This window comes from Mycobacterium sp. E796 (genome assembly GCF_001672815.1).
In the GTDB taxonomy this organism is placed as follows: Bacteria; Actinomycetota; Actinomycetes; order Mycobacteriales; family Mycobacteriaceae; genus Mycobacterium.
Genome location: NZ_LZKK01000378.1, coordinates 1 through 20,374, shown reverse-complemented (window position 1 = coordinate 20,374; position 20,374 = coordinate 1). Strand labels below are relative to the sequence as shown.

The window sequence follows — 20,374 nt, the reverse complement described above, 5'->3', positions numbered from 1 at the left end:
CGGCTACGCGTCGACGGTGTAGCCCATCGGCATCAGCACGCTCTTCTGCTGGGTGAAGTGCTCGACGCCCTCCGGCCCGTTCTCGCGGCCGATGCCGGAGTTCTTGTAGCCGCCGAACGGGCAGCACGGATCGAAGGCATACCAGTTGATCGCGTAGGTGCCGGTGCGGATCTTCTCCGAGATCTCGATGCCCCGCGGCACGTTGGCGGTCCACACGCTGCCGGCCAGGCCGTACTCCGAGTCGTTGGCGATCTTGATCGCGTCCTCTTCGGTGTCGTAGGGGATGATGCACAAGACGGGTCCGAAGATCTCCTCCTGGGCGATCGTCATCTTGTTGTCGACGTCCGCGAAAACGGTTGGCTGCACGAAGAATCCGTTGTCCAGGCCCTCGGGGCGGCCGCCGCCGCACACCAGCCGCGCGCCCTCCTCGATGCCTTTGGCGATGTAGCCCTCGACCCGGGCGCGCTGCTTCTCCGAGATCAGCGAACCGATCTGGGCGCCCGGGTCCGACGGCGTGCCCACCGGCAGCGACTGCACGAAAGCGCTTACCGCATCGACGATTTCGTCGTAGCGCGAGCGCGGCGCGAGGATGCGGGTCTGACCCACGCAGGCCTGCCCGGTGTTCATGATGCCGGAGAACACCATCATCGGGACCGCGGCAGCCAGGTCGACGTCCTCGAGGACGATGGCCGCCGACTTCCCGCCGAGTTCCAGCGTGCACGGCTTGAGCATTTCCGCGGCGCGCCGGCCGATCTCCTTGCCCACGCCCGAGCTGCCGGTGAAGGTGAACAGGTCGACGTCGCGGTTAGACGTCAGCGCCTGCCCGGTCTCGATGCCGCCGGGCACCACCGACAGCACCCCCTCGGGCAGGCCCGCGTCGGCGAAGACCTCCGCCAAAGCGTTTGCGGTCAAAGGTGTTTCGGCGGCGGGCTTGAGCACCACCGTGCAGCCGGCCAGCAGCGCCGGGCCCAGCTTGTTGACCGCCAGGAACAGCGGCACGTTCCACGCCACGATCGCGCCGACCACACCGATGGGTTCACGGTGCACGATCGTCTGCCCGTAGGCGCCGTTGCGGATCTCGCGCCACTTGACCTGGTCGACGGCGGGGCCCGCGAAGAATTGCATCGCTCCCATCGACCCCATCCAGTGCATCGTCTCGATGGTCATCGGCGGCTGGCCCGTCTCGTCGGCGAGCAGCTTGGCGAACTGGTCCTTGCGCTCTTCAAGCAGCTGGTTCGCCTTGGCGATGACGGCCGCGCGCTCCTTCGGGGGCGTCGTCGGCCAGGGACCGTTGTCGAAGGCGGCGCGCGCCGCGGCGACCGCGGCGTCGACGTCGGCCGCCGCCGCGAGCGGCACCTTTCCGACGTACTCACCGGTGGCCGGACAGTGCACCTCGATCACTTCCGAGGTCGACGGCTCCGTCCACTTGCCGCCGATGAAAAGTTTGTCGTATTCGGTCTTAGCCTCGTCGCTCATGGCCGCCACCCTACCCAAGCCAACGCCAAACGAGAACATGTTTCATTACTGGGGCTGGAGCACCAACACGAGATTGCTGACCAGGAACTCGCGCAGCACCGGCACCGACGTCAGTCCCCACGCCCATCGCGGGTGGTAGCGCGGAAATGCCGCCACCGCGGCGCCCGTGCTGGCTGCCCAGCTCAGGCCGTCGGCCGCCGACACCGCGAACAACGACGACCCGTAGTTGTTTTTGGCCGGATGACCGTGTTTGCGGGCGTACCGCGCGGCGGCCCGGGCGCCGCCAAGATAGTGCCACAGGCCCGTCTCGTGGCCGCCGAACGGGCCCAGCCACACCGTGTACGACAGCACCGCCAGCCCGCCCGGCTTGGTCACCCGCAGCATCTCGGCGCCCAGCTGCCAGGGCCGCGGCACGTGTTCGGCGACGTTGGACGAAAGGCAGATGTCGACGGAGTTGTCGGCGAAGGGCAGCGCCATTCCCGAGGCGCGGACGAAGTCGCCCGGCCCGGGCGCCAAAGCCGGCCCGGCCGCGTGCATCTCGCGCGGGTCGGGTTCCACGCCGATGTAGCGGACGCCGGCGTCGGCGAACGCCGCCGCGAAATATCCCGGGCCGCCGCCGACGTCGAGCAGCGTGCGGCCGACCGGCGGTTCGCGATGGGTCCCGGTCCATAGGTCGGTGATCATCGCCGCTGTATCGGCGGCCAGGGCACGATAGAACCGGGCCGGGTCGGACCGCTCGTGGCGGAACTCGGCCAGCAAGCGCAGCGAGCGGGACAGGGTTGCCCGCCGCGCCACGAGGTCGGTGACGGCCACCGGCCAACCCTACGGCCGGGTCGGCTAGACCTGCTGGTCGTGCCGTTGCAGATACGGGGCCAAGCCGAATTTCTCGACCAGCAGCAGGAAATCCCCTCCCGACACCGAAAACTCGGGGGGTTCATTCACGCGCTGCCGCACGTCGCGCGGCCACGAAAACCGCATGTCCAGGCCCCCGATGGTGTCGCGACAGCCGATGGTCAACGGCGGCGCACCGGGGACGCCGATGACGAGGACGGGCGTCGTGGACAGCGACGAGGCCATGCCCCGCTCGAACATCCGGCCCACGATTTGGTCGGGCGATCCGAACCCGAGACCGCCGTATCGGAATTGGTAGGTCTCCGGCGTCGCGGTCACCTGCGCCACCTGGACAGAGGCGTGCAGCGCATTGCTGTTGGGGTCGACCACCCGAATCGAATCTGCGTCGACGTCGATGGCCAGGCGAGGATGGTTGGCCGAGTTCAGGACTTGTTGTTTTCGCCGGACCGCGAACGGCCCCATCTGCTGGATCGCCAGGGGACTGGGGAATAGCAGGCAACGAACCGGTCCCGCCGGTGAGCTCGCACCCGCCTGAGCAGCGTGGTGCCCGGAGAGGGCGAGGATCTCACCGAAGTCCGACGCCGACACCCAGGCGTCGACGTCCAGCGGCAGGCCGTAGCCGGCGTCGGGCGCCTCGAGCCGCGTTCCGTCAGCAACGCGGTAATCCCGCCCGCCGAGGATGAAACGCCTTCCCCCGCAGTGCAGATGCAGCGTCGTGCCCATCGTCATGCCGCCCGATCTGCCCCATACGCCCAGTTGCGCGCCGGCGAACGGATAGACGTCGCCCGGCCGCTTGCTGACCGTCAAGGCATCGCGCGTGACGTCGATGAAGATCTTTCCGTGGCCCGACCGTTGCGACCACCAGTACCAGCCGCCGACGCCGCCGAGGAGCAGGGCCACAAAGCCGTAACGGACGACCATGTCCATGAGCCGCGCGAGGTCTCGTGACCCGCCCGGCCCCTGCATGGCCCACGCCTGCGCGCCCATGTACAGGCCGCCGAGGACGGCGCAGAAGCCGAGGATCCCCACCACCATGATCAGGTAGGAACGGACGGGATTGCTTTGCCACGCGGGCGTCGTGATGGAGGCCATCTTCGAGCCCCAGAATGGGGGATTGGCCACAAACCGGCGTGACGCAGCCGACTCATTGCTGATGCTCATGTGGAAACGATCCCACCGGTGGACCCGACTGGAAAGCAGGAATTTTGCTGACGGGGTCCCGACCACTGGCGTCACACCCGTCGCCGCGCCGGGCGCCATCCAACGTGCCCGCCTCATAGCGACTATGCGAGCGCTTGGCCTTCTCGCCGGTTGTCGCTGTGAGGCGGGCGCAACGGATATCCCCCGCCCGCAGGGGCCAGTGTGGCGGATGTGACCGGGATCGGCGCGACGGCCGGCTCCCGCAAGCCGCCCGCTAGGTCCGATTGCCCGCCTCCTCCTCGCGCCGCGGTCGGCGGCGCGCATCGCCACCGGGCTAGGCTGACCAGTAATGTCTTCTCTCCGTTCCGTTCTGTTGCTGTGCTGGCGCGACACCGGGCACCCCCAGGGCGGCGGCAGCGAAGCTTATTTGCAGCGCGTCGGCGCGCAGCTGGCCGCATCGGGGATCGTCGTCACGCTGCGCACCGCCCGCTATCCGGGCGCGCCGCGCCGCGAAGTGGTCGACGGGGTGCGGATCGACCGGGCCGGCGGCCGCTACTCGGTGTACGTCTGGGCGCTGCTGGCGATGGCCGCGGCGCGCATCGGTCTCGGCCCGCTGCGGCGCGTGCGCCCCGACACCGTCGTCGACACGCAGAACGGCCTGCCCTTCCTCGCCCGGCTGGTCTACGGCCGACGGGTGGTGGTGCTGGTGCACCACTGCCACCGCGAGCAGTGGCCGGTGGCCGGGCCGGTGCTCGGCCGGATCGGCTGGTTCGTCGAGTCGAGGCTGTCGCCGCGGCTGAACCGGCGCAATCAGTACGTGACGGTCTCGCTGCCGTCGGCCCGCGACCTCGTCGCGCTCGGCGTCAACAACGAGCAGATCGCCGTGGTGCGCAATGGCCTCGACGAGGCCCCGGCGCAAACGCTGTCCGGTCCGCGCTCGGCCGCACCGAGGGTGGTCGTGCTGTCGCGGTTGGTGCCGCACAAGCGGATCGAGGACGCGCTCGAAGCGGTCGCGGCGCTGCGGCCCCGCATACCCGGGCTGCACCTCGACATCGTCGGCGACGGCTGGTGGCGGCGGCGGCTGGTCGACCACGTTCGCCGTCTCGGCATGTCCGACGCGGTGACATTCCACGGCCACGTCGACGACGTCACCAAACACCATGTCCTGCAAAGCTCGTGGGTGCACGTGCTGCCGTCGCGCAAGGAGGGGTGGGGCCTGGCGGTCGTCGAGGCGGCGCAGCACGCGGTGCCCACGGTCGGCTACCGCTCCTCGGGCGGGCTGGCGGACTCGATCGTCGACGGGGTGACCGGGCTCCTGGTCGACGGCCACGACGAGCTCGTGGACCGCCTGGAACGGCTGCTCTGCGACCCCGTGCTGCGCGACCAACTCGGCGCCAAGGCGCAGGCGCGCAGCGGCGAGTTCTCCTGGACACAAAGCGCCGACGCGATCGCCGGCGTGCTGCAAGCCGTCCAGGCCGGCGAGTACGTCAGCGGCGTCGTCTAAACCAGCAGAGCGCCGCGCCCACCGCCCCGAGGGAAAGCATCGCCAGCCACGCCAAGTGTGCGACCAGCGTCGCGGTCCGCCGCAGGGCAGGAACCCCGGGGGTGTGGCCGCCGATCCGGTATAGGGCGAACTCGTCGTCGCGGTAGACCGGCGTGAGCGCGTCCAGGGTTCGTGAAGCCAAACCCATGTCACCGGCGCCGTCCGATTCCACGACTAGCCACCCGATGCCCGCCGGCGCCAACGCGGCCGGGTCGGGCCCGGTAAGCAGCAGGTCCTGCACGGCCCGGGCGCGATCGCCCTCCCCGTGAATGACGACCCCCGAGATGGCCAGGTCGCCGGTGCTCAGCACGTCGGCGCGCAGCCAGCGGGGCAGCGGATCGAGCACCGGCGCCGGCCCGGACCACGAAAAGCGCCGCATGGTGCCCGCGGGCAGCACCGCCACCGTCCCTGGATCGCGGTTGATCGCCGCCGCCACCGCGGCCCATCCCCGCGGGTAGTGCACCGGTGCGACGCGGCCCCACGCGCCCCAGGCCAGGTCCGGCAGCGCCAGGATCAGCGCCAGGCAGCAGACCAGCGCCGCCACCGACGGCCGCAACCACCGCCGCAACGTCACCACGGCGCCCGCGCCCGCCAGCGCGTATCCCGGCATCGCCAGCGCCACCCACTTCTGCCCGTCGCGCAGCACACCGAAGGCGGGCGCGGCGTCCACCAGCGCCCGCAACGCGTGCAGACCCGGGCCCGTCGCCAACGCGGCCGGCGCCAGCACGGACACCGCCGCCAGCGCCAGCAACGGCACCACCGAGCGCCGACGCACCACCACCGGCAACCCGGCCGCCACCACCGCCAGCAGCACCACGGCTGACGACAGCGCGAAAAGCGTTGTCCGCGAGGCCGGTACGGCCTCGCCGTTCCAGATGCCGCCGAGGCTGGCCAGGCTGGCCAGCGTGCCCAGGCCGGGTTCGGCCCGCGGCGCGAACGCGTTGACCCCGAGCGTGTTCGCCGCGGTGTGCGCCTTCAGCGACGAGCCGAGCGCGGCCGCCGTCAGCCAGGGCGCCGCCGCCACCAGCGCGGCGCCCGAGGCCCCGGTAGCGCACAGCCAGCGCGGGTGCCCCGCGCCTGGGCACGCCACGCAGACCAGCGCCACCGCCGCGGCCAGCAACAGGCCCGTCGGCGTCACCCCGGCCAGCGCCACCCAGAACACCAGGCCGAACCAGGCGGCCCCACCGGCATCCGGCGCCGTCCGCAGCCGAAGCATCGCAGCCGCCACCCACGGCAGGCAGCCGTACGCGACCAGCAGGCTCCAGTGACCCTGCAGAAGGCGTTCGGCGACATAGGGATTCCAGATCGCCAGCGTGCTGGCGACGAACTCGCCCGGCACCCCCGCCTCGGGCAGCGCGGTCGCGACCAGCCGCGCCGCGCCGCACCCCGCCAGCCACAGGCCCGCCACCAGCAGCGCCTTGACCACGACGCCGCCGTCGACCAGATGCGAGGCCAGCGCCACGGCGAAATCCTGTGGCGTCGCCCGCGGCGCCGCCGTCAACCCCAGGGCGGTGTCGGAAATATAGGACCGCGGCGTCGACACCGCGTCGCGCAACAGCAGGTATCCCGGCGCGAGGAGCGGCGCGGCCACCAGGAGCGCCAGCAACAGCGCATACCCCGGCCGGGTCCAGCGCACGTCGGGAAACTAGGCCCGTTCGGGGGGACCCGGTGACTCCGGCGGTCCCGCGTCCGGCGGCCCCGGCTCGGTCGCCTCGTCGGAGCCCAGGGTCGGTGCCTCCGCGTCGGGCGGGCCCGGATTCTCGGCGGGGCGTTGGGTAGGCAGCTTCTCGGTCTCGGCTTCGGCGCCGGGCACGGGCTCTTCCGGGCCGCCGCGGCCGAACAATTCCTCGTCGGACCGGTCCAGGCCGGGGTCGGTCAGCGCGCTTTCGGTCCGCACGCTAAAGGAGGCGAGCACTCCGCCGCCGATCAGCGCGATCAGGCCGACCGCGGTGAACGTGATGGGCAGCACCCGCGACCACAGCGCCAGCCGGTCCCGCTCGTCGCGGGCCGCGTTGACCTGGCCTTCGATGGTGTCCTCGTTCGAGGTGACCTTGTAATCGGCCAGCGTCAGCTCCGGCTTGAGCGGGTCACGGGCGAAGTAGTGGTTGGCGTGCTCGGTCTGCTTGACGATGGTCCCGGACACCGGGTCCACCCAGAAGATCCGCTGCGCCGCGTAGAAGCGGGTCATGGTGATCTGCTCGTTGGGATCGCCGCCGACACCCCACATCGAAGCCGGGGCGGTGAACTTGGAGTCCGTCGTCTGGTCGGCGTAAAGCGTCGGGTAGGCCACCGGAGCCACCAGCTTGCCCTCGGCGTTGTAGCCGACGTTCTGCGTGAACTTGTAGGTGGTCAGCCCGTTGACGTCTTCCTGGCTGTCGTAGTTGACGTCGAACGGCTTCTGCGCGATCGGGTCGAAATAGGGATACGTCTTCTTCTCGGTGTGGAACGGGAAACGATAGGACAGCCCATCGTGGCGGAGCGGCATCGCGGTGGGCGGGCTCTCGTCGTTGACGGTGCGCGGCTTCTGCACGGAGCCGCCGGGGTGGGTGTCGTCGGAGACGGCCAGCGCGGTCTTCCGGTTGAGGGTGACCGTGTCGATGATGGCCAGCAACAGGCCGCTGTCTTTCTGCTTGTCGGTCCGCCGCACCGAGGTGCCGACCTGCAGCGTGACGACGTCGGCGTTCGCGGGGGATTCGACGCTGACCTGCTGTTGGGATACCAGCGGCACGTTCTGGTTGACGACGAGGTGGTCTGTGGACAGCGATGCGGAGTCGAGCGCGGTTCCGTTGCCGTCGCTGATCAACGTGGCGTCGATGTTCAGCGGGATCTTGGCGATCCTGCTGCTGGTGTATGTCGACAGCAGCAGCGCGGCGATCAGCAGGGCAGCCCCGAGCCCGATGATCGCGCATGCGGCGTAACGCAACATGACTGCGCGGTTCATGCGCGCTGCTCCTCCTAGTGGATCCTCGTGGTCCGTGCTGGTCCCCAGCCAGCGTGGCAAACCCGTTCGACCCTAACAGCAGAATTTAAGGCCCCGGCTTACGTACCCGATTCGTCGGGCGACAACCGACGGGCACACTTGTGAGCGTGACGGACGGCCAACAGGTGGGGGGAATTCGCAGCTTCCTGCCCGCCGTGGAGGGGATGCGCGCGTGCGCGGCCATGGGCGTCGTCGTCACGCACGTCGCCTTTCAGACGGGGCACTCCAGCGGCGCCGCCGGCCGGCTGTTCGGCCGCTTCGACCTCGCGGTGGCGGTGTTCTTCGCGTTGTCCGGGTTCCTGTTGTGGCGCGGGCACGCGGCGGCGGCGCGGGGTTTGGGGCCGCGGCCGCGCACCGGCCACTACTTGCGTTCGCGGGTCGTCCGCATCATGCCGGCCTATCTGGTGGCGGTCGTGGTGATCCTGACCCTGCTGCCCGACGCGGATCACGCCAGCCCGACGGTGTGGCTGGCGAACCTGACGCTCACCCAGATCTACGTGCCGCTCACGCTGACGGGCGGCCTGACGCAGATGTGGAGCCTTTCCGTCGAGGTCAGCTTCTACCTGGCGCTGCCCGTGCTGGCGTTGCTGGCCCGCCGCCTCCCGGTCGGCGCCCGGGTGCCCGCGATCGCCGCGCTGGCGGCCCTGAGCTGGGCGTGGGGCTGGGTGCCGGTATTTTTTGGCCACTCCGATCCCGGCACCAATCCGCTGAACTGGCCGCCGGCCTTCTTCTCCTGGTTCGCCGCGGGCATGCTGCTGGCGGAATGGGTGCACAGCGGAATCGGTGTGCCGCACCGGTTCGCGCGGCACCGGATCGTGATGGCCGTCGTCGCGCTGCTGGCCTACCTGCTGGCGGCCTCGCCGCTGGCCGGACCCGAGGGCCTGGTGCCCGGCACCGCCGCCCAGTTCGCGGTGAAGACGGCGGCCGGCTCCGTGGTGGCGTTCGCGTTGGTGGCGCCGTTGGTGCTGGACCGGGTCGACACGCCGCACCGGCTGCTGGGCAGCACGGCCATGGTGGCGTTGGGCCGCTGGTCCTACGGCCTGTTCATCTGGCACCTGGCCGCGCTGGCGATGGTGTTCCCGGTGCTCGGGACGTTCCCGTTCACCGGCCGGATGCCCTCGGTGCTGGCGTTGACGCTGATCTTCGGTTGGGCGATCGCCGCCGTCAGCTACGGGCTGGTCGAATCCCCGTGCCGGGAAGCGCTGCGCCGCTGGGAGAAACGCAACGAGCCGACGCCTCAGGTCACCGATGCCGAGGCCGACGCGATCGCGCCGTGACTCAGCGATCCATCCACTGTTCCAGCGCGTCGGCGGACGGCAGGCAGATGGCCCGCTCGATCTTCTCGAACAGGTCGGTCCCGTACTCGACGGTGGATCGGACGAAGTTGCCCAGCGCCTCGAGGTGGATGCCGTCGGTCAGCAGGTAAGCGTTCTCGGCGACGATGGCCAGCCGGGTCGGCTGCGCGGTTTCGCGCACAAACGCCTTGGGCCAGTGGGTGTCACGATTCCAGTCGTTCACCAGCTCCATCAGGCGCGGGCGTTCGGTGGCCAGGTAATACACCGCCGGGCTGATCGAGATCTCCAAAACGTCGCGCCGCAGACCGTTGATCCGCAGGTTCACGTGCAGCTTGCCGCGCTCGTGGCTGGATAGCAGCAGCATGAATTCCTCGCCGTCACTGCTGCGGAAAAACCGCAGCTGACGCGATCGCAGATAACGTTCGATCAGCTCCGTGCTCAACGGCTCGATCTGCATTGGCCCCTCTCCCGGACAACGGTCATCGACGGACCGATGGTGGGGCCCGGCGCTTGGAAGATTCTTGGAGCCGTCAGGCCGGCTCGGCGGCTTGCAGGCGCGCGATGATCTCGGCGCGCACCGCCGACCGGCGCGCCTTGCCGGCGTCGTCGCGCAGGGGAGCGCCGACGAACTCGACCGTATGGGGCACCTTGTACGACGAGATACATTCGCGCAGAAAGCCTTTCACGGCTTCGTCGTCGAGCAATGACCCGTCGGCCGCGTGCACCAGGGCGTAGGGTACCTGGCCCAAATCGTCATGCGGCACGCCGACGACGAGGCAGGACAGCACCTCCGGGTGGGCCGACAGCGCGTTCTCGATCTCGGCGGGATAGACGTTGCGGCCCCCGACGGTGAACATGTCGACCCGGCGGTCCGACAGGTACAGGAACCCGTCGTCGTCGAAGTAGCCGAGATCGCCCAGCGAGTCCCAGCCGTCCCGGGACTTCGGCGTGACGCCGACGTAGCGGTAGGTCGGCGCGCTGCCGGGCGCTGGGCGCATGTAGATCTCGCCGACCACGCCGGGCGGGCACGGGTTGCCGTCGTCGTCGAGCACCTTCATCTCCCCGGCGACCACGACTCCGACCGAGCCGCGATGGGTCAGCCACTGGTCGCCGCTGATGAACGTGAGGGCCTGTAATTCGGTGCCGCCGTAGAGTTCCCAGACGACTTCCGGGCCCAGCAGGTCGATCCAGGCCTGCTTGATGGCCGGCGGGCACGGCGCCCCCATGTGCCAGAACCGCCGCAGCGACGACAGGTCGTAGGCGCCCGGGTCGGCGTGGTAGACCGGCAGCGCCCGCTGCATGATGGTCGGCACCGTGGTCAGGAACGTGACCCGATGGTCGGCGATCAGCCGCAGGAACCCGTGCGGGTCGAACCGGCTCATCAGCACCAGGTGATGGCGCATCAGCAACGCGATCGTCGCGGTGGTGAAACCGGTGTTGTGGGACAACGGGATCGGCACCAGCGTGGTGTCGCCCTCCTGCGCGCCGAGCGGGTAGCCGACCGCTGCCGGAATCCGGCTGTCACCGCCCGACTCGATGAGCTTGGGCCGCCCGGTGCTGCCGCCCGAGCCCATCGCCTTCCACACCGGCGAAACGGCCTCCGGCAGTTGGGCGTCGGACAGCGCCGGGTCGGGGACGAAACCGGCTGGCACGCTGGGTATTTCGGCGCTCTCGCGCCCCACCAGCAACGCCGGTGGCCGCAACTCCAGCAGGCCGGCCAACTCGGCGTCCGGCAGCCGCGCCGAGAGCGGTTGCGGCACCGCGCCCAGCTTCCAGCAGGCGACCGCTGCTTGGATCCACTCGATCGAGTTGGGCAGCACCATGGTCACGTAGTCGCCGACGCCGACTCCGCGCTCGGCGTACGCGCGGGCCAACCGGTTTGTCGACCGGTCGAGTTCGCCGCGGGTGATCGTCCGTCCGTCGCAGGTGACCGCGGGCTCGTCGGGAGCCAACCGGGCAGCCTGCGAAATCTGCGTGCCGATCGGCGGGACCGGCTGCGTCACGAGTAGGCGCCCTGCCGCTCGAAGATGCGGCGCGGGTTGTCCACCAGCATGGTGTGCAGCTGCTCGTCGGTGACGCCGCGCTCCTTGAGGGCGGGGATCACGTCGTTGTGGATGTGCAGGTAATGCCAGTTGGGCGCGGCCACCGGCAACAGCTCCTCGGGCAGCGCGTCGAAGTAGCAGTTGGCGTCGTGCGACAGCACCATCTTGTCGGCGTGGCCGCGCTCGCACATCCGCGCCACCGTGTTCACCCGGTCCTCGAACGGCAGGTACACGTCGATGCCGAACCGGTCCATCCCGATGTAGGAGCCGTTGCCGATCAGTTCCTCCAGGTAGTCGAGGTCGGTGCTGTCGCCGGAATGGCCGATCACCACCCGGCTCAGATCCACACCCTCCTCCTCGAAGATGCGCTGTTGCTCCAGCCCGCGCCGCGTCCCCGCGTGGGTGTGGGTGGAGATCGGCACGCCGGTGCGCTTGTGCGCCTGCGCGACCGCGCGCAGCACCCGTTCGACGCCGGGGGTCACGCCGGGCTCGTCGGTGGCGCATTTGAGGATGCCGGCCTTGATGCCGGTGTCGGCGATGCCCTCCTCGATGTCGCGGACGAACATGTCGGTCATGATCTCCGGGCCGTCCAGTTGCGTGCCCGGCCCGAGGTAGTGGAACCGGAACGGGACGTCGTTGTAGGTGTAAAGACCGGTCGCCACAACGATATTCAGCTCGGTGGCCGCGGCGACGCGTGCGATGCGCGGGATGTAGCGGCCCAGCCCGATCACCGTGAGGTCGACGATGGTGTCCACCCCGCGCGACTTCAGCTCGTTGAGCCGGTTGACCGCATCGGCCACCCGCTGGTCCTCGTCGCCCCAGGCTTCGGGATAGTTCAGGGCGATCTCGGTGGTCATGATGAACACGTGCTCGTGCATGAGCGTCACGCCGAGGTCGGCGGTATCGATGGCGCCGCGAGCGGTATTGAGTTCTGGCACGGGACTGACTCTAAGGCGGATGGGCGGTTCACCAACAGGGCCGTGTGGGAGTACGTTGCCCCCATGTTGCTCAATCCCAACCACCTGCAACGCCGCTACCCCGATGCCCGCTCGGGGCAGATCATGGCCGCGACGGTGGACTTCTTCGAGTCCCGCGGCAAGGCGCGGCTGAAGTCCGACGACCACAACCGCGTCTGGTACTCCGACTTTCTCGACCACATCGGGCGCGAGCGCATCTTCGCCTCGCTGCTGACGCCCTCCGAATACGGCGCGGGCGACTGCCGCTGGGACACCTACCGGATCAGCGAATTCGCCGAGATCGTGGGCTTTTACGGGCTCAGCTACTGGTACCCGTTCCAGGTCACCGCGCTGGGCCTGGGCCCGATCTGGATGAGCGACAACGAGGACGCCAAGCGCAAGGCCGCCGCCCAGTTGGAGGCCGGCGAGGTGTTCGCCTTCGGCCTGTCCGAGCGGACCCACGGCGCCGACGTCTACCAGACCGACATGATCCTGACGCCGTCGCAAGACTTAGGGCATGGCTGGGTCGCCAACGGCGAGAAGTACTACATCGGCAACGCCAACGTGGCGCGCATGGTCTCCACTTTCGGCAAGATCGCCGGGAGCCCGGACAGCCAGGAATACGTGTTCTTCGCCGCCGACTCGCAGCACGACCGGTACGAGCTCATCAAGAACGTGGTGAACTCGCAGAACTTCGTCGCCAACTACGCGCTGCACGACTACCCGGTCGGCGAGGCCGACCTGTTGCACCGCGGCCCCGACGCCTTCCACGCCGCGCTCAACACCGTCAACGTCTGCAAGTACAACCTGGGCTGGGGCGCGATCGGCATGTGCACCCACGCCATGTACGAGGCCATCACCCACGCGTCCAACCGCGTCTTGTACGGGACCGTCGTCACCGACTTTTCCCACGTGCGACGGCTGCTCACCGACGCCTACCTGCGACTGATCGCGATGAAGCTGGTCGCCACCCGCGCCTGCGACTACATGCGCAGCGCGTCGGCGGCCGACCGCCGCTACCTGCTCTACAGCCCGCTCACCAAGGCGAAGATCACCAGCGAGGGCGAGCGCGTCATCACCGCCATGTGGGACGTGATCGCCGCCAAAGGCGTTGAGAAGGACACCTTTTTCGAGGCCGTCACCCGGGAGATCGGCCTGCTGCCCCGCCTGGAGGGGACGGTCCACATCAACATCGGGTTGCTCGGGAAGTTCATGCCCAACTTCCTGTTCGCCCCGAGCTCCGAGTTGCCCGCGATATCGCGGCGCGACGACGCCGCCGACGACACGTTCCTGTTCGCCCAGGGGCCGACGGGGGGCCTGGGCAAGGTGCGGTTCCACGACTGGCGCACGCCGTTCGACGCGTTCCGGCACCTGCCCAACGTCGCGCTGCTGCGCGAGCAGGTCGACGTGCTGGCCGAGATGCTGGCCAGCGCCACACCGGATGCGGTGCAGCAGAAGGACATTGACTTCGCCTTCGGCGTGGGGCAGCTGTTCGCCACGGTGCCCTACGCACAGCTCATCCTCGAGGAGGCCCCGCTGTCCGGAGTCGACGAGGCCGTGATCGACGAGATCTTCGCCGTGCTGGTGCGCGACTTCAACAGCTACGCCGTCGAACTAGGCGATAAGCCCGCGACCACGGACGCGCAGGCCCGGTTCGCGATGCGGATGATCCGCCGTCCGGCGCACGACCCGGCGCGCTACGACCAGATCTGGAAGGAACACGTCCTGCCGCTCAGCGGCGCCTACCAGATGCGCCCCTGAGCGAGCCTTGACTGTGACGTGGCTCACCGTAGAATGACCAGTGGTCATCGACGTGAGGGGGCTTAATGCCGACGGTGACATGGGCGCGCGTTGATCCCGCCCGTCGCGCGGCGGTCATCGAAGCCGCGGAGTCCGAGTTCGGCGCGCACGGCTTTTCCCGTGGCAGCCTGAACGTCATCGCCCGGCGGGCCGGGGTGGCCAAGGGCAGCCTGTTCCAGTACTTCGCGGACAAGCGCGACCTCTACGCGTACGTCGCCGACGTCGCCAGCCAACGGGTGCGCGCCTACATGGAGGACCGCATCCGCGAGCTGAACCCGAGCCGGCCGTTCTTCGAATTTTTGACCGACTGGCTCGACACGTGGGTCGCCTACTTCGCCGACCACCCGCATGAGCGCGCGCTGCACGCCGCGGCCACTCTCGAAGTCGACGCCGAGGCCCGCGTCAGTGTGCAGAACGTCATTCACCGTCATTACCTGCAAGTGATGCGGCCACTGGTCCACGACGCGCAGCTGCGCGGCGACCTGCGCGCCGATTCGGACACCGACGCGCTGTTGTCGTTGCTGCTCTTGATCTTTCCGCACTTGGCGCTGGCCCCGTACATGCGCGGCCTGGACCCGGTCCTGGGGCTCGACGAGCCCACGCCGGAGCAGCCCGCGCTGGCGGTGCGCCGGCTGGTCGCGGTGCTGGCGGCCGCGTTCTCGGCGAATGCCGACGCCACCCCCGAACCGAAACGATCTGAGGAGGTCACATGACACGCACGCATTCGGGCTCGATGGTCAAAGGGGGGCTCAACTGGGACAGCTTGCCGCTCAAGCTCTTTGCGGGCGGCAATGCGAAGTTCTGGAACCCGGCCGACATCGACTTCTCCCGCGACCGCGCGGACTGGGAGCGGCTCACCGATGACGAACGCCACTACGCCACCCGGCTGTGCGCCGAGTTCATCGCCGGTGAAGAAGCGGTGACCGAGGACATTCAGCCGTTCATGTACGCGATGCGGGCCGAAGGCCGGCTGGGCGATGAGATGTACCTGACGCAGTTCGCGTTCGAGGAAGCCAAGCACGTGCAGGTGTTCCGGATGTGGCTCGACGCCGTCGGCGTCACCGACGACCTGCACGAGTACATCGACGACGTGCCCACCTACCGCACAATTTTCTACGAGGAACTGCCGGACTGCCTGGACGCGCTGAGGGTTGATCCGTCACCGGCCGCACAGATCCGGGCGTCGGTCACCTACAACCACATGGTCGAGGGCATGCTGGCGCTGACGGGCTACTACATCTGGCACAAGATCTGCGTGGAACGCAGCATCCTGCCCGGCATGCAGGAGCTGGTGCGCCGCATCGGCGACGACGAGCGGCGCCACATGGCCTGGGGCACCTTCACCTGCCGCCGGCACGTCGCCGCCGACGACGCGAACTGGGGCGTCTTCGAGACGCGGATGAACGAGCTGATGCCGCTCGGGCTGCGCCTCATCGAAGAGGGCTTCGCGCTCTACGACCCGATGCCGTTCGGCCTGTCGACGGACGAGTCCATGGCCTACGCCGCCGACAAGGGCATGCGGCGGTTCGGCACGATCAACAGCGCACGCGGTCGCCCGGTCGCCGAGATCGACCTCGACTACTCGCCGGTGCAGCTGGAGGACACCTTCGCCGACGAGGACGAGAGGGCGCTGGCGGGGGCGTCGGCCTGACGCGGTAGCTACTCGACCTTGCTGGCGCCGGCGGCCTCGCCGCTGCTGGACGACCCGACCCAGACGGTCTTGGCGTTGCAGAACTCGCGGATCCCCAGGCCCGCAAGCTCGCGTCCGTAACCCGACCGCTTGACGCCGCCGAAGGGCAGCTCGGGGTAGGACACCGTCATCCCGTTGATGAAGACCTGCCCGGCCTCGATGTCGTCGATGAAGCGTTGCTGCTCGGCCTCGTCGTTGGTCCAGGCGTTGGATCCCAGCCCGAAGGTGGTGGCGTTGGCGATCTCGATGGCCTCGTCGATGTTTTCGGCGCGGTAGATCGAGGCGACCGGGCCGAACACCTCCTCGGTGTAGAGCGCCATGTCCTTGGTGATGTCGGTGACGACGGTGGGCGGGTAGAACCAGCCCGGCCGCTCGAGGCGCTCGCCGCCGCAGCGGATCACCGCGCCGGCCGCGGCCGCGTCCTCGACCTGCTTGGCGACCTCGTCGCGGCCCGATTCGGTGGCCAGCGGGCCGACGTCGGTGTCGGGGTCGGTCGGGTCGCCCACCCGCAGCGCCTTGACCCGCTCGACGAACTTGTCGACGAACGCGTCGTAGATGTCGGCGTGGGCGATGAAACGCTTTGCGGCGATGCAGGATTGGCCGTTGTTCTGCACCCGGGCGGTGACCGCGGTCTTGACGGCCTCGTCCAGGTCGGCCGAGGGCATCACGATGAACGGGTCGCTGCCGCCGAGTTCGAGCACCGTGGGCTTGATCTCGTCGCCGGCGATGGCGCCCACCGACTGGCCGGCCGGCTCGCTGCCGGTCAGGGTGGCGGCGGCGACGCGGGGGTCGCGCAGGATGGTCTCCACGGCGCTGGACGGCACCAGCAGGGTCTGGAAGCAGCCCTCCGGGAACCCGCCGCGGGCGATGACGTCGGCGAGGTAGAGCGCGCACTGCGGCACGTTGGAGGCGTGCTTGAGGATGCCGACGTTGCCGGCCATCAGCGCCGGCGCGGCGAACCGCACGGCCTGCCACAGCGGGAAGTTCCACGGCATGACGGCCAGCACCACGCCCAGCGGCTGGTAGCGGGTGTAGGCCTGCTTGGCGCCGACCTTCGCCGCGTCGGCCGGCTCGTCGGCCAGCAGTTGCTCGGCGTTCTCGGCGTAGTAACGAAATCCCTTGGCGCACTTGAGCGCTTCGGCCTTGGCCGAGGCGAGCGTCTTGCCCATCTCCAGGGTCATCATGGCCGCGGTCTCGTCCGCCTCTTTCTCCAAAAGGTCGGCGGTGGCGTTTGCCCACTCCGCGCGCTGGGCAAAGGTGGTGTTATGGCGGTAGTCCTGGAACCGGGCATAAGCGCGCGCGATGGCGGCGTCGACTTCCTCGTCGGTCGCGGGGGTGAAGGTTTTTACTGTCTCGCCGGTAGCCGGGTTGATCGTGGCGATGGGCACGCTGAGATCCTTCGCTTCGGGGTTGGTAAGAGGTCCAACAACCAGCCTGCCACTATCGTTCCCCTCAGGGAGGTGCCGGGATGAGTAAAGCCGCTCAGCTGATGGTGAAGTGCCTGGAGAACGAGGGTGTTTCCGTCGTTTTCGGGGTCCCCGGCGAGGAGAACATCCGCTTCGTGCAGGCGCTGGCATCCTCGAGCATCCGCTACGTGCTCACCCGGCACGAGCAGGCGGCGTCGTTCATGGCGGAGATGTATGGGCGCGTCACCGGGCGCGCGGCGGTGGTGTCGGCGACCCTGGGCCCGGGCGCCATCAACATGCAACTCGGCGTCGCGGACGCCACCACCAACAGCACCCCGATGGTGGCGATCTCCGCCCAGGTGGGCCAGGACCGCGAGTACAAGGAATCGCACCAGTACGTCGACCTGGTGTCGATGTTCGCCCCGATCACGCGGTGGGCCGCGGGCATCCCCACCCCACGCGCCATCCCCGAGATGGTCCGCAAGGCGTTCAAGGTCGCCGAGACCGAACGCCCGGCCGCGGTCTACCTGGCGGTGCCCGAGCACATCGACGCTGATGAAACCGACTACGACCTGAAGCCGTTGCCCCGCAACGTCGTTCGCCCCGACGCCCCGGCGCCCGGTCAGGTCGAACGGGCCGTGGAGATCCTGCGCCGGGCGAAGCGGCCGGTGGTGCTGGCTGGGCACGGCGCCGCGCGCGCCGACGCGACCAAGGCCCTGGTCCGGTTCTCCGAGGAGTTCGGCATCCAGGTGGCCAACACGTTTCACGGCAAGGGCGTGATGCCGGACGACCACCCCAACAGCATCGGGACCCTGGGGTTCATGCGGCACGACTACGTCAACTTCGGCTTCGACAACGCCGATGCCGTCATCGCCGTCGGCTACGAGCTGCAGGAGTTCGATCCGGTGCGGATCAACCCGCAGGCCGACAAGAAGATCATCCACGTCCATCGCTTCCCGGCCGAGGTCGACGCGCACTACTCGGTCGACGTCGGGATCATCGGCGACATCAGCGATTCGCTGAACGCGCTCACGGACGCGTTGGCCGGTCACCGCTTCGAGCACGCCGCCGAGGTCCCCGGTTGTGGCCTGCTCGCCGAGGAATTCGCTCGCGGACAACAGGATTCACGCTACCCGCTGGCGCCGGCGCGGGTGGTCGCCGACACCCGGGAGGCCCTGGGCCGCAGCGACGTGGTCCTCGTCGACACGGGTGCCACCAAGATGTGGATGGCCCGGCTCTATCCGACGTACGAGCGGAACACCTGCCTGATCTCAAACGGGCTGTCCACCATGAGCTTTGCGCTGCCCGGCGCCCTCGGCGTCAAGCTGGCCCGCCCCGAGTCGAAGGTGCTGGCCGTCGTCGGCGACGGCGCTTTCCTGATGAACTCCCAGGAGATCGAGACCGCGGTGCGCGAGCGAATTCCGCTCGTCGTGCTGATCTGGGAGGACGGCGGCTACGGCCTCATCGAATGGAAGATGGACCTCGAACTGGGCGAGCACTACTACGTGAAATTCGGCAACCCCGACATCGTGAAATACGCGGAAAGCTTCGGCGCCAAGGGATATCGGATCACCAGCGCCGCCGAGCTGTTACCGACGCTGAAGGCCGCGCTGGCCGACGACGGGGTGTCGCTGATCGGCTGCCCGGTCGACTATTCCGAGAACCTGCGCCTGACCGACCGGCTCGGCGAGCTGGACGAGACGCTGTAGTCGCGCTGCCGTTCGGACTTGTCGGGACCGGCTTGTCGGCCGGCTCGGTATACTCGAACACATGTTCGATGAAGCGGCTCGTGCCGAGGTGATCGCCCGGTTCGACGAGATGATCGAGCGGCGTTATCCGTCGACGACGCGCGAGTCGGCGGCGCTGATCGACGAGATCGGTGTGTTTGCGCGGGTGGAAAACCGGGCCGCGGCGGCGCAGTTGGAGGCGATCGGTGAGTTGTTCGGCTATCGGCTGTCGCGGTGTTCGGAGAGCGAGGACTGGGCGATCGACACGATGGAGGCGGTTGCCGCGGAGGTGGGGGCGGCGTTGCGGATCAGCCAGGGGCTGGCGGCCAGCCGGCTGCGCTACGCCCGGGCGATGCGTGAGCGCCTCCCCGAAGTGGCGGGGGTGTTTCGGGCCGGCGATATCGATTTCCGGTTGTTTCAGACGATCGTGTATCGCACCAATCTGATCGAGGACCCCGCGGTGTTGGCGCGGGTGGACGCGCAGTTGGCGGCCAATGTGGCGCGCTGGCCCTCGATGAGTCGGGGCCGGTTGGCCGGTCAGGTGGATCGGATCGTGGCCCGCGCCGATCGGGATGCGGTGCGCCGCCGAAAGGAGCAGCAGCGCGACCGTGAGGTGTGGATCGATGATCGGCTGCAAAGCGGCATCTCTGAGATTCATGGGACCCTGTTCACCCCGGATGCGCACGCGTTGGACAAGCGGCTCAACGGGATGGCGGCCACGGTGTGCCCGCATGATCCGCGCAGCCGTGAGCAGCGCCGCGCCGACGCCTTAGGGGCACTGGCCGCGGGGGCGGATCGGCTGGGCTGCCGCTGCGGGCGGCCTGACTGCGCGGCGGGCAAGCGGCCCGCGGCCTCGCCGGTGGTGATGCATGTGATCGCCGAGCAGGCCACCCTCGACGGGCGCGGCGCGGCGCCGGGCTCGGAGGTGGGTGCCGATGGGCTGATCCCGCCGGAACTCTTGCAGGAACTCGCCAAGTCGGCCAAGCTCCTGCCGTTGGTCCATCCCGGCGACGCGCCCCCGGAGGACGGGTACGTGCCGTCCAAAGCATTGGCCGATTTCGTGCGCTGCCGCGATTTGACGTGTCGCTGGCCCGGTTGTGATGCCCCGGCCGTCGGCTGCGATCTGGATCATACGATCCCGTATAGCCAGGGTGGCACCACGCACGCGTCCAACCTGAAGTGTTATTGCCGCCTGCATCATTTGATCAAGACCTTCTTCGGCTGGACCGAACGGCAGCTGGCCGATGGGACGCTGATCTTGACGTCTCCGGCCGGGCACACCTATGTCACCACCCCGGGCAGTGCGCTGCTGTTCCCGAGTTTGTGTCGCGGGGTCGGCGGGGTCTTCCCGGCCGCCGAGGCCGACCCGCCTGTCGAGTACTGCGACCAACGCGCCGCGATGATGCCCAAACGCCGGCGCACCCGCGCCCAAGACCGCGCCCACCGGGTGGCCACCGAACGCCGCCA

General features: G+C 69.0%; 15 protein-coding genes and 1 pseudogene. 7 read left to right on the top strand and 9 right to left on the bottom strand.

Annotated elements, in window-relative coordinates; translation table 11 throughout:
• Positions 1 to 3: 3 nt before the first annotated feature.
• From A5706_RS31440 to A5706_RS31430, 3 genes are read right to left on the bottom strand one after another with little or no spacing between them, the layout of a single operon-like run.
• Entirely contained in the window at positions 4 to 1,476 is a 1,473-nt protein-coding gene (locus A5706_RS31440) for an aldehyde dehydrogenase (protein ID WP_068140485.1), read from the bottom strand.
• A gap of 45 nt (positions 1,477 to 1,521) precedes the next feature.
• The gene (locus A5706_RS31435; protein ID WP_068140480.1) at positions 1,522 to 2,289 is read right to left on the bottom strand and encodes a class I SAM-dependent methyltransferase; all 768 of its coding nucleotides are present in this window, start codon (positions 2,287 to 2,289) and stop codon (positions 1,522 to 1,524) included.
• Positions 2,290 to 2,313: 24 nt separating this feature from the next.
• Positions 2,314 to 3,489 carry a hypothetical protein gene (locus A5706_RS31430; RefSeq protein WP_068140478.1) on the bottom strand — a complete coding sequence of 392 codons (1,176 nt, stop codon included), beginning with the start codon at positions 3,487 to 3,489 and terminating at the stop codon, positions 2,314 to 2,316.
• Positions 3,490 to 3,817: 328 nt separating this feature from the next.
• On the opposite strand from A5706_RS31430, the gene A5706_RS31425 reads away from it, so the two are divergent.
• Complete coding sequence (locus A5706_RS31425; RefSeq protein WP_068140474.1) at positions 3,818 to 4,972, top strand: glycosyltransferase family 4 protein; 1,155 nt, start codon at positions 3,818 to 3,820, stop codon at positions 4,970 to 4,972.
• Here the strand turns inward: A5706_RS31425 and A5706_RS31420 are convergent.
• Together A5706_RS31420 and A5706_RS31415 are read right to left on the bottom strand one after the other, a co-directional pair.
• Complete coding sequence (locus tag A5706_RS31420) at positions 4,956 to 6,647, bottom strand: hypothetical protein (protein WP_068140470.1); 1,692 nt, start codon at positions 6,645 to 6,647, stop codon at positions 4,956 to 4,958. The genes A5706_RS31425 and A5706_RS31420 overlap by 17 nt on opposite strands.
• A gap of 9 nt (positions 6,648 to 6,656) precedes the next feature.
• Positions 6,657 to 7,952 (bottom strand): DUF3068 domain-containing protein, encoded by a 1,296-nt coding sequence (locus A5706_RS31415; protein WP_068140467.1) that lies wholly within the window; start codon positions 7,950 to 7,952, stop codon positions 6,657 to 6,659.
• Positions 7,953 to 8,061: 109 nt separating this feature from the next.
• Between A5706_RS31415 and A5706_RS31410 the strand changes: the two are divergent.
• A pseudogene (locus A5706_RS31410) lies at positions 8,062 to 9,268 on the top strand (acyltransferase family protein).
• A 1-nt stretch (position 9,269) separates the two neighbouring features.
• On the opposite strand, the gene A5706_RS31405 reads toward A5706_RS31410, so the two are convergent.
• The 3 genes from A5706_RS31405 to A5706_RS31395 all read right to left on the bottom strand — a co-directional run bounded on the left by A5706_RS31405 (position 9,270) and on the right by A5706_RS31395 (position 12,266).
• Entirely contained in the window at positions 9,270 to 9,743 is a 474-nt protein-coding gene (locus A5706_RS31405; protein WP_068106972.1) for a YbjN domain-containing protein, read from the bottom strand.
• Between the two features lie 73 nt (positions 9,744 to 9,816).
• Positions 9,817 to 11,289, bottom strand: coding sequence for an AMP-binding protein (locus A5706_RS31400; RefSeq protein ID WP_068140461.1), 1,473 nt, complete (start codon positions 11,287 to 11,289; stop codon positions 9,817 to 9,819).
• On the bottom strand, positions 11,286 to 12,266 hold the full coding sequence (locus A5706_RS31395; protein ID WP_068140455.1) for a phosphotriesterase: 981 nt from the start codon (positions 12,264 to 12,266) through the stop codon (positions 11,286 to 11,288). The genes A5706_RS31400 and A5706_RS31395 overlap by 4 nt, the downstream gene beginning before the upstream one ends.
• Before the next feature lie 63 nt (positions 12,267 to 12,329).
• On the opposite strand from A5706_RS31395, the gene A5706_RS31390 reads away from it, so the two are divergent.
• The 3 genes from A5706_RS31390 to A5706_RS31380 all read left to right on the top strand — a co-directional run bounded on the left by A5706_RS31390 (position 12,330) and on the right by A5706_RS31380 (position 15,735).
• A complete protein-coding gene (locus tag A5706_RS31390) occupies positions 12,330 to 14,045 on the top strand; it encodes an acyl-CoA dehydrogenase family protein (protein ID WP_068140450.1) in 1,716 nt (571 codons plus the stop codon).
• Positions 14,046 to 14,110: 65 nt separating this feature from the next.
• On the top strand, positions 14,111 to 14,797 hold the full coding sequence (locus tag A5706_RS31385; RefSeq protein WP_068140445.1) for a TetR/AcrR family transcriptional regulator: 687 nt from the start codon (positions 14,111 to 14,113) through the stop codon (positions 14,795 to 14,797).
• Positions 14,794 to 15,735, top strand: coding sequence for a R2-like ligand-binding oxidase (locus tag A5706_RS31380; RefSeq protein WP_068140442.1), 942 nt, complete (start codon positions 14,794 to 14,796; stop codon positions 15,733 to 15,735). The genes A5706_RS31385 and A5706_RS31380 overlap by 4 nt, the downstream gene beginning before the upstream one ends.
• A gap of 8 nt (positions 15,736 to 15,743) precedes the next feature.
• Here A5706_RS31380 and A5706_RS31375 read toward each other — a convergent pair whose 3' ends face one another.
• Positions 15,744 to 17,162: an NADP-dependent succinic semialdehyde dehydrogenase gene (locus tag A5706_RS31375; protein ID WP_068140439.1), complete on the bottom strand. Its 1,419-nt coding sequence runs from the start codon at positions 17,160 to 17,162 to the stop codon at positions 15,744 to 15,746.
• Positions 17,163 to 17,242: 80 nt separating this feature from the next.
• Between A5706_RS31375 and A5706_RS31370 the strand changes: the two genes are divergently transcribed.
• A complete protein-coding gene (locus A5706_RS31370) occupies positions 17,243 to 18,889 on the top strand; it encodes an acetolactate synthase large subunit (protein ID WP_068140436.1) in 1,647 nt (548 codons plus the stop codon).
• 61 nt (positions 18,890 to 18,950) lie between these two features.
• A partial coding sequence (locus A5706_RS31365; protein ID WP_068140433.1) for an HNH endonuclease signature motif containing protein occupies positions 18,951 to 20,374 on the top strand: 1,424 nt, incomplete at its 3' end.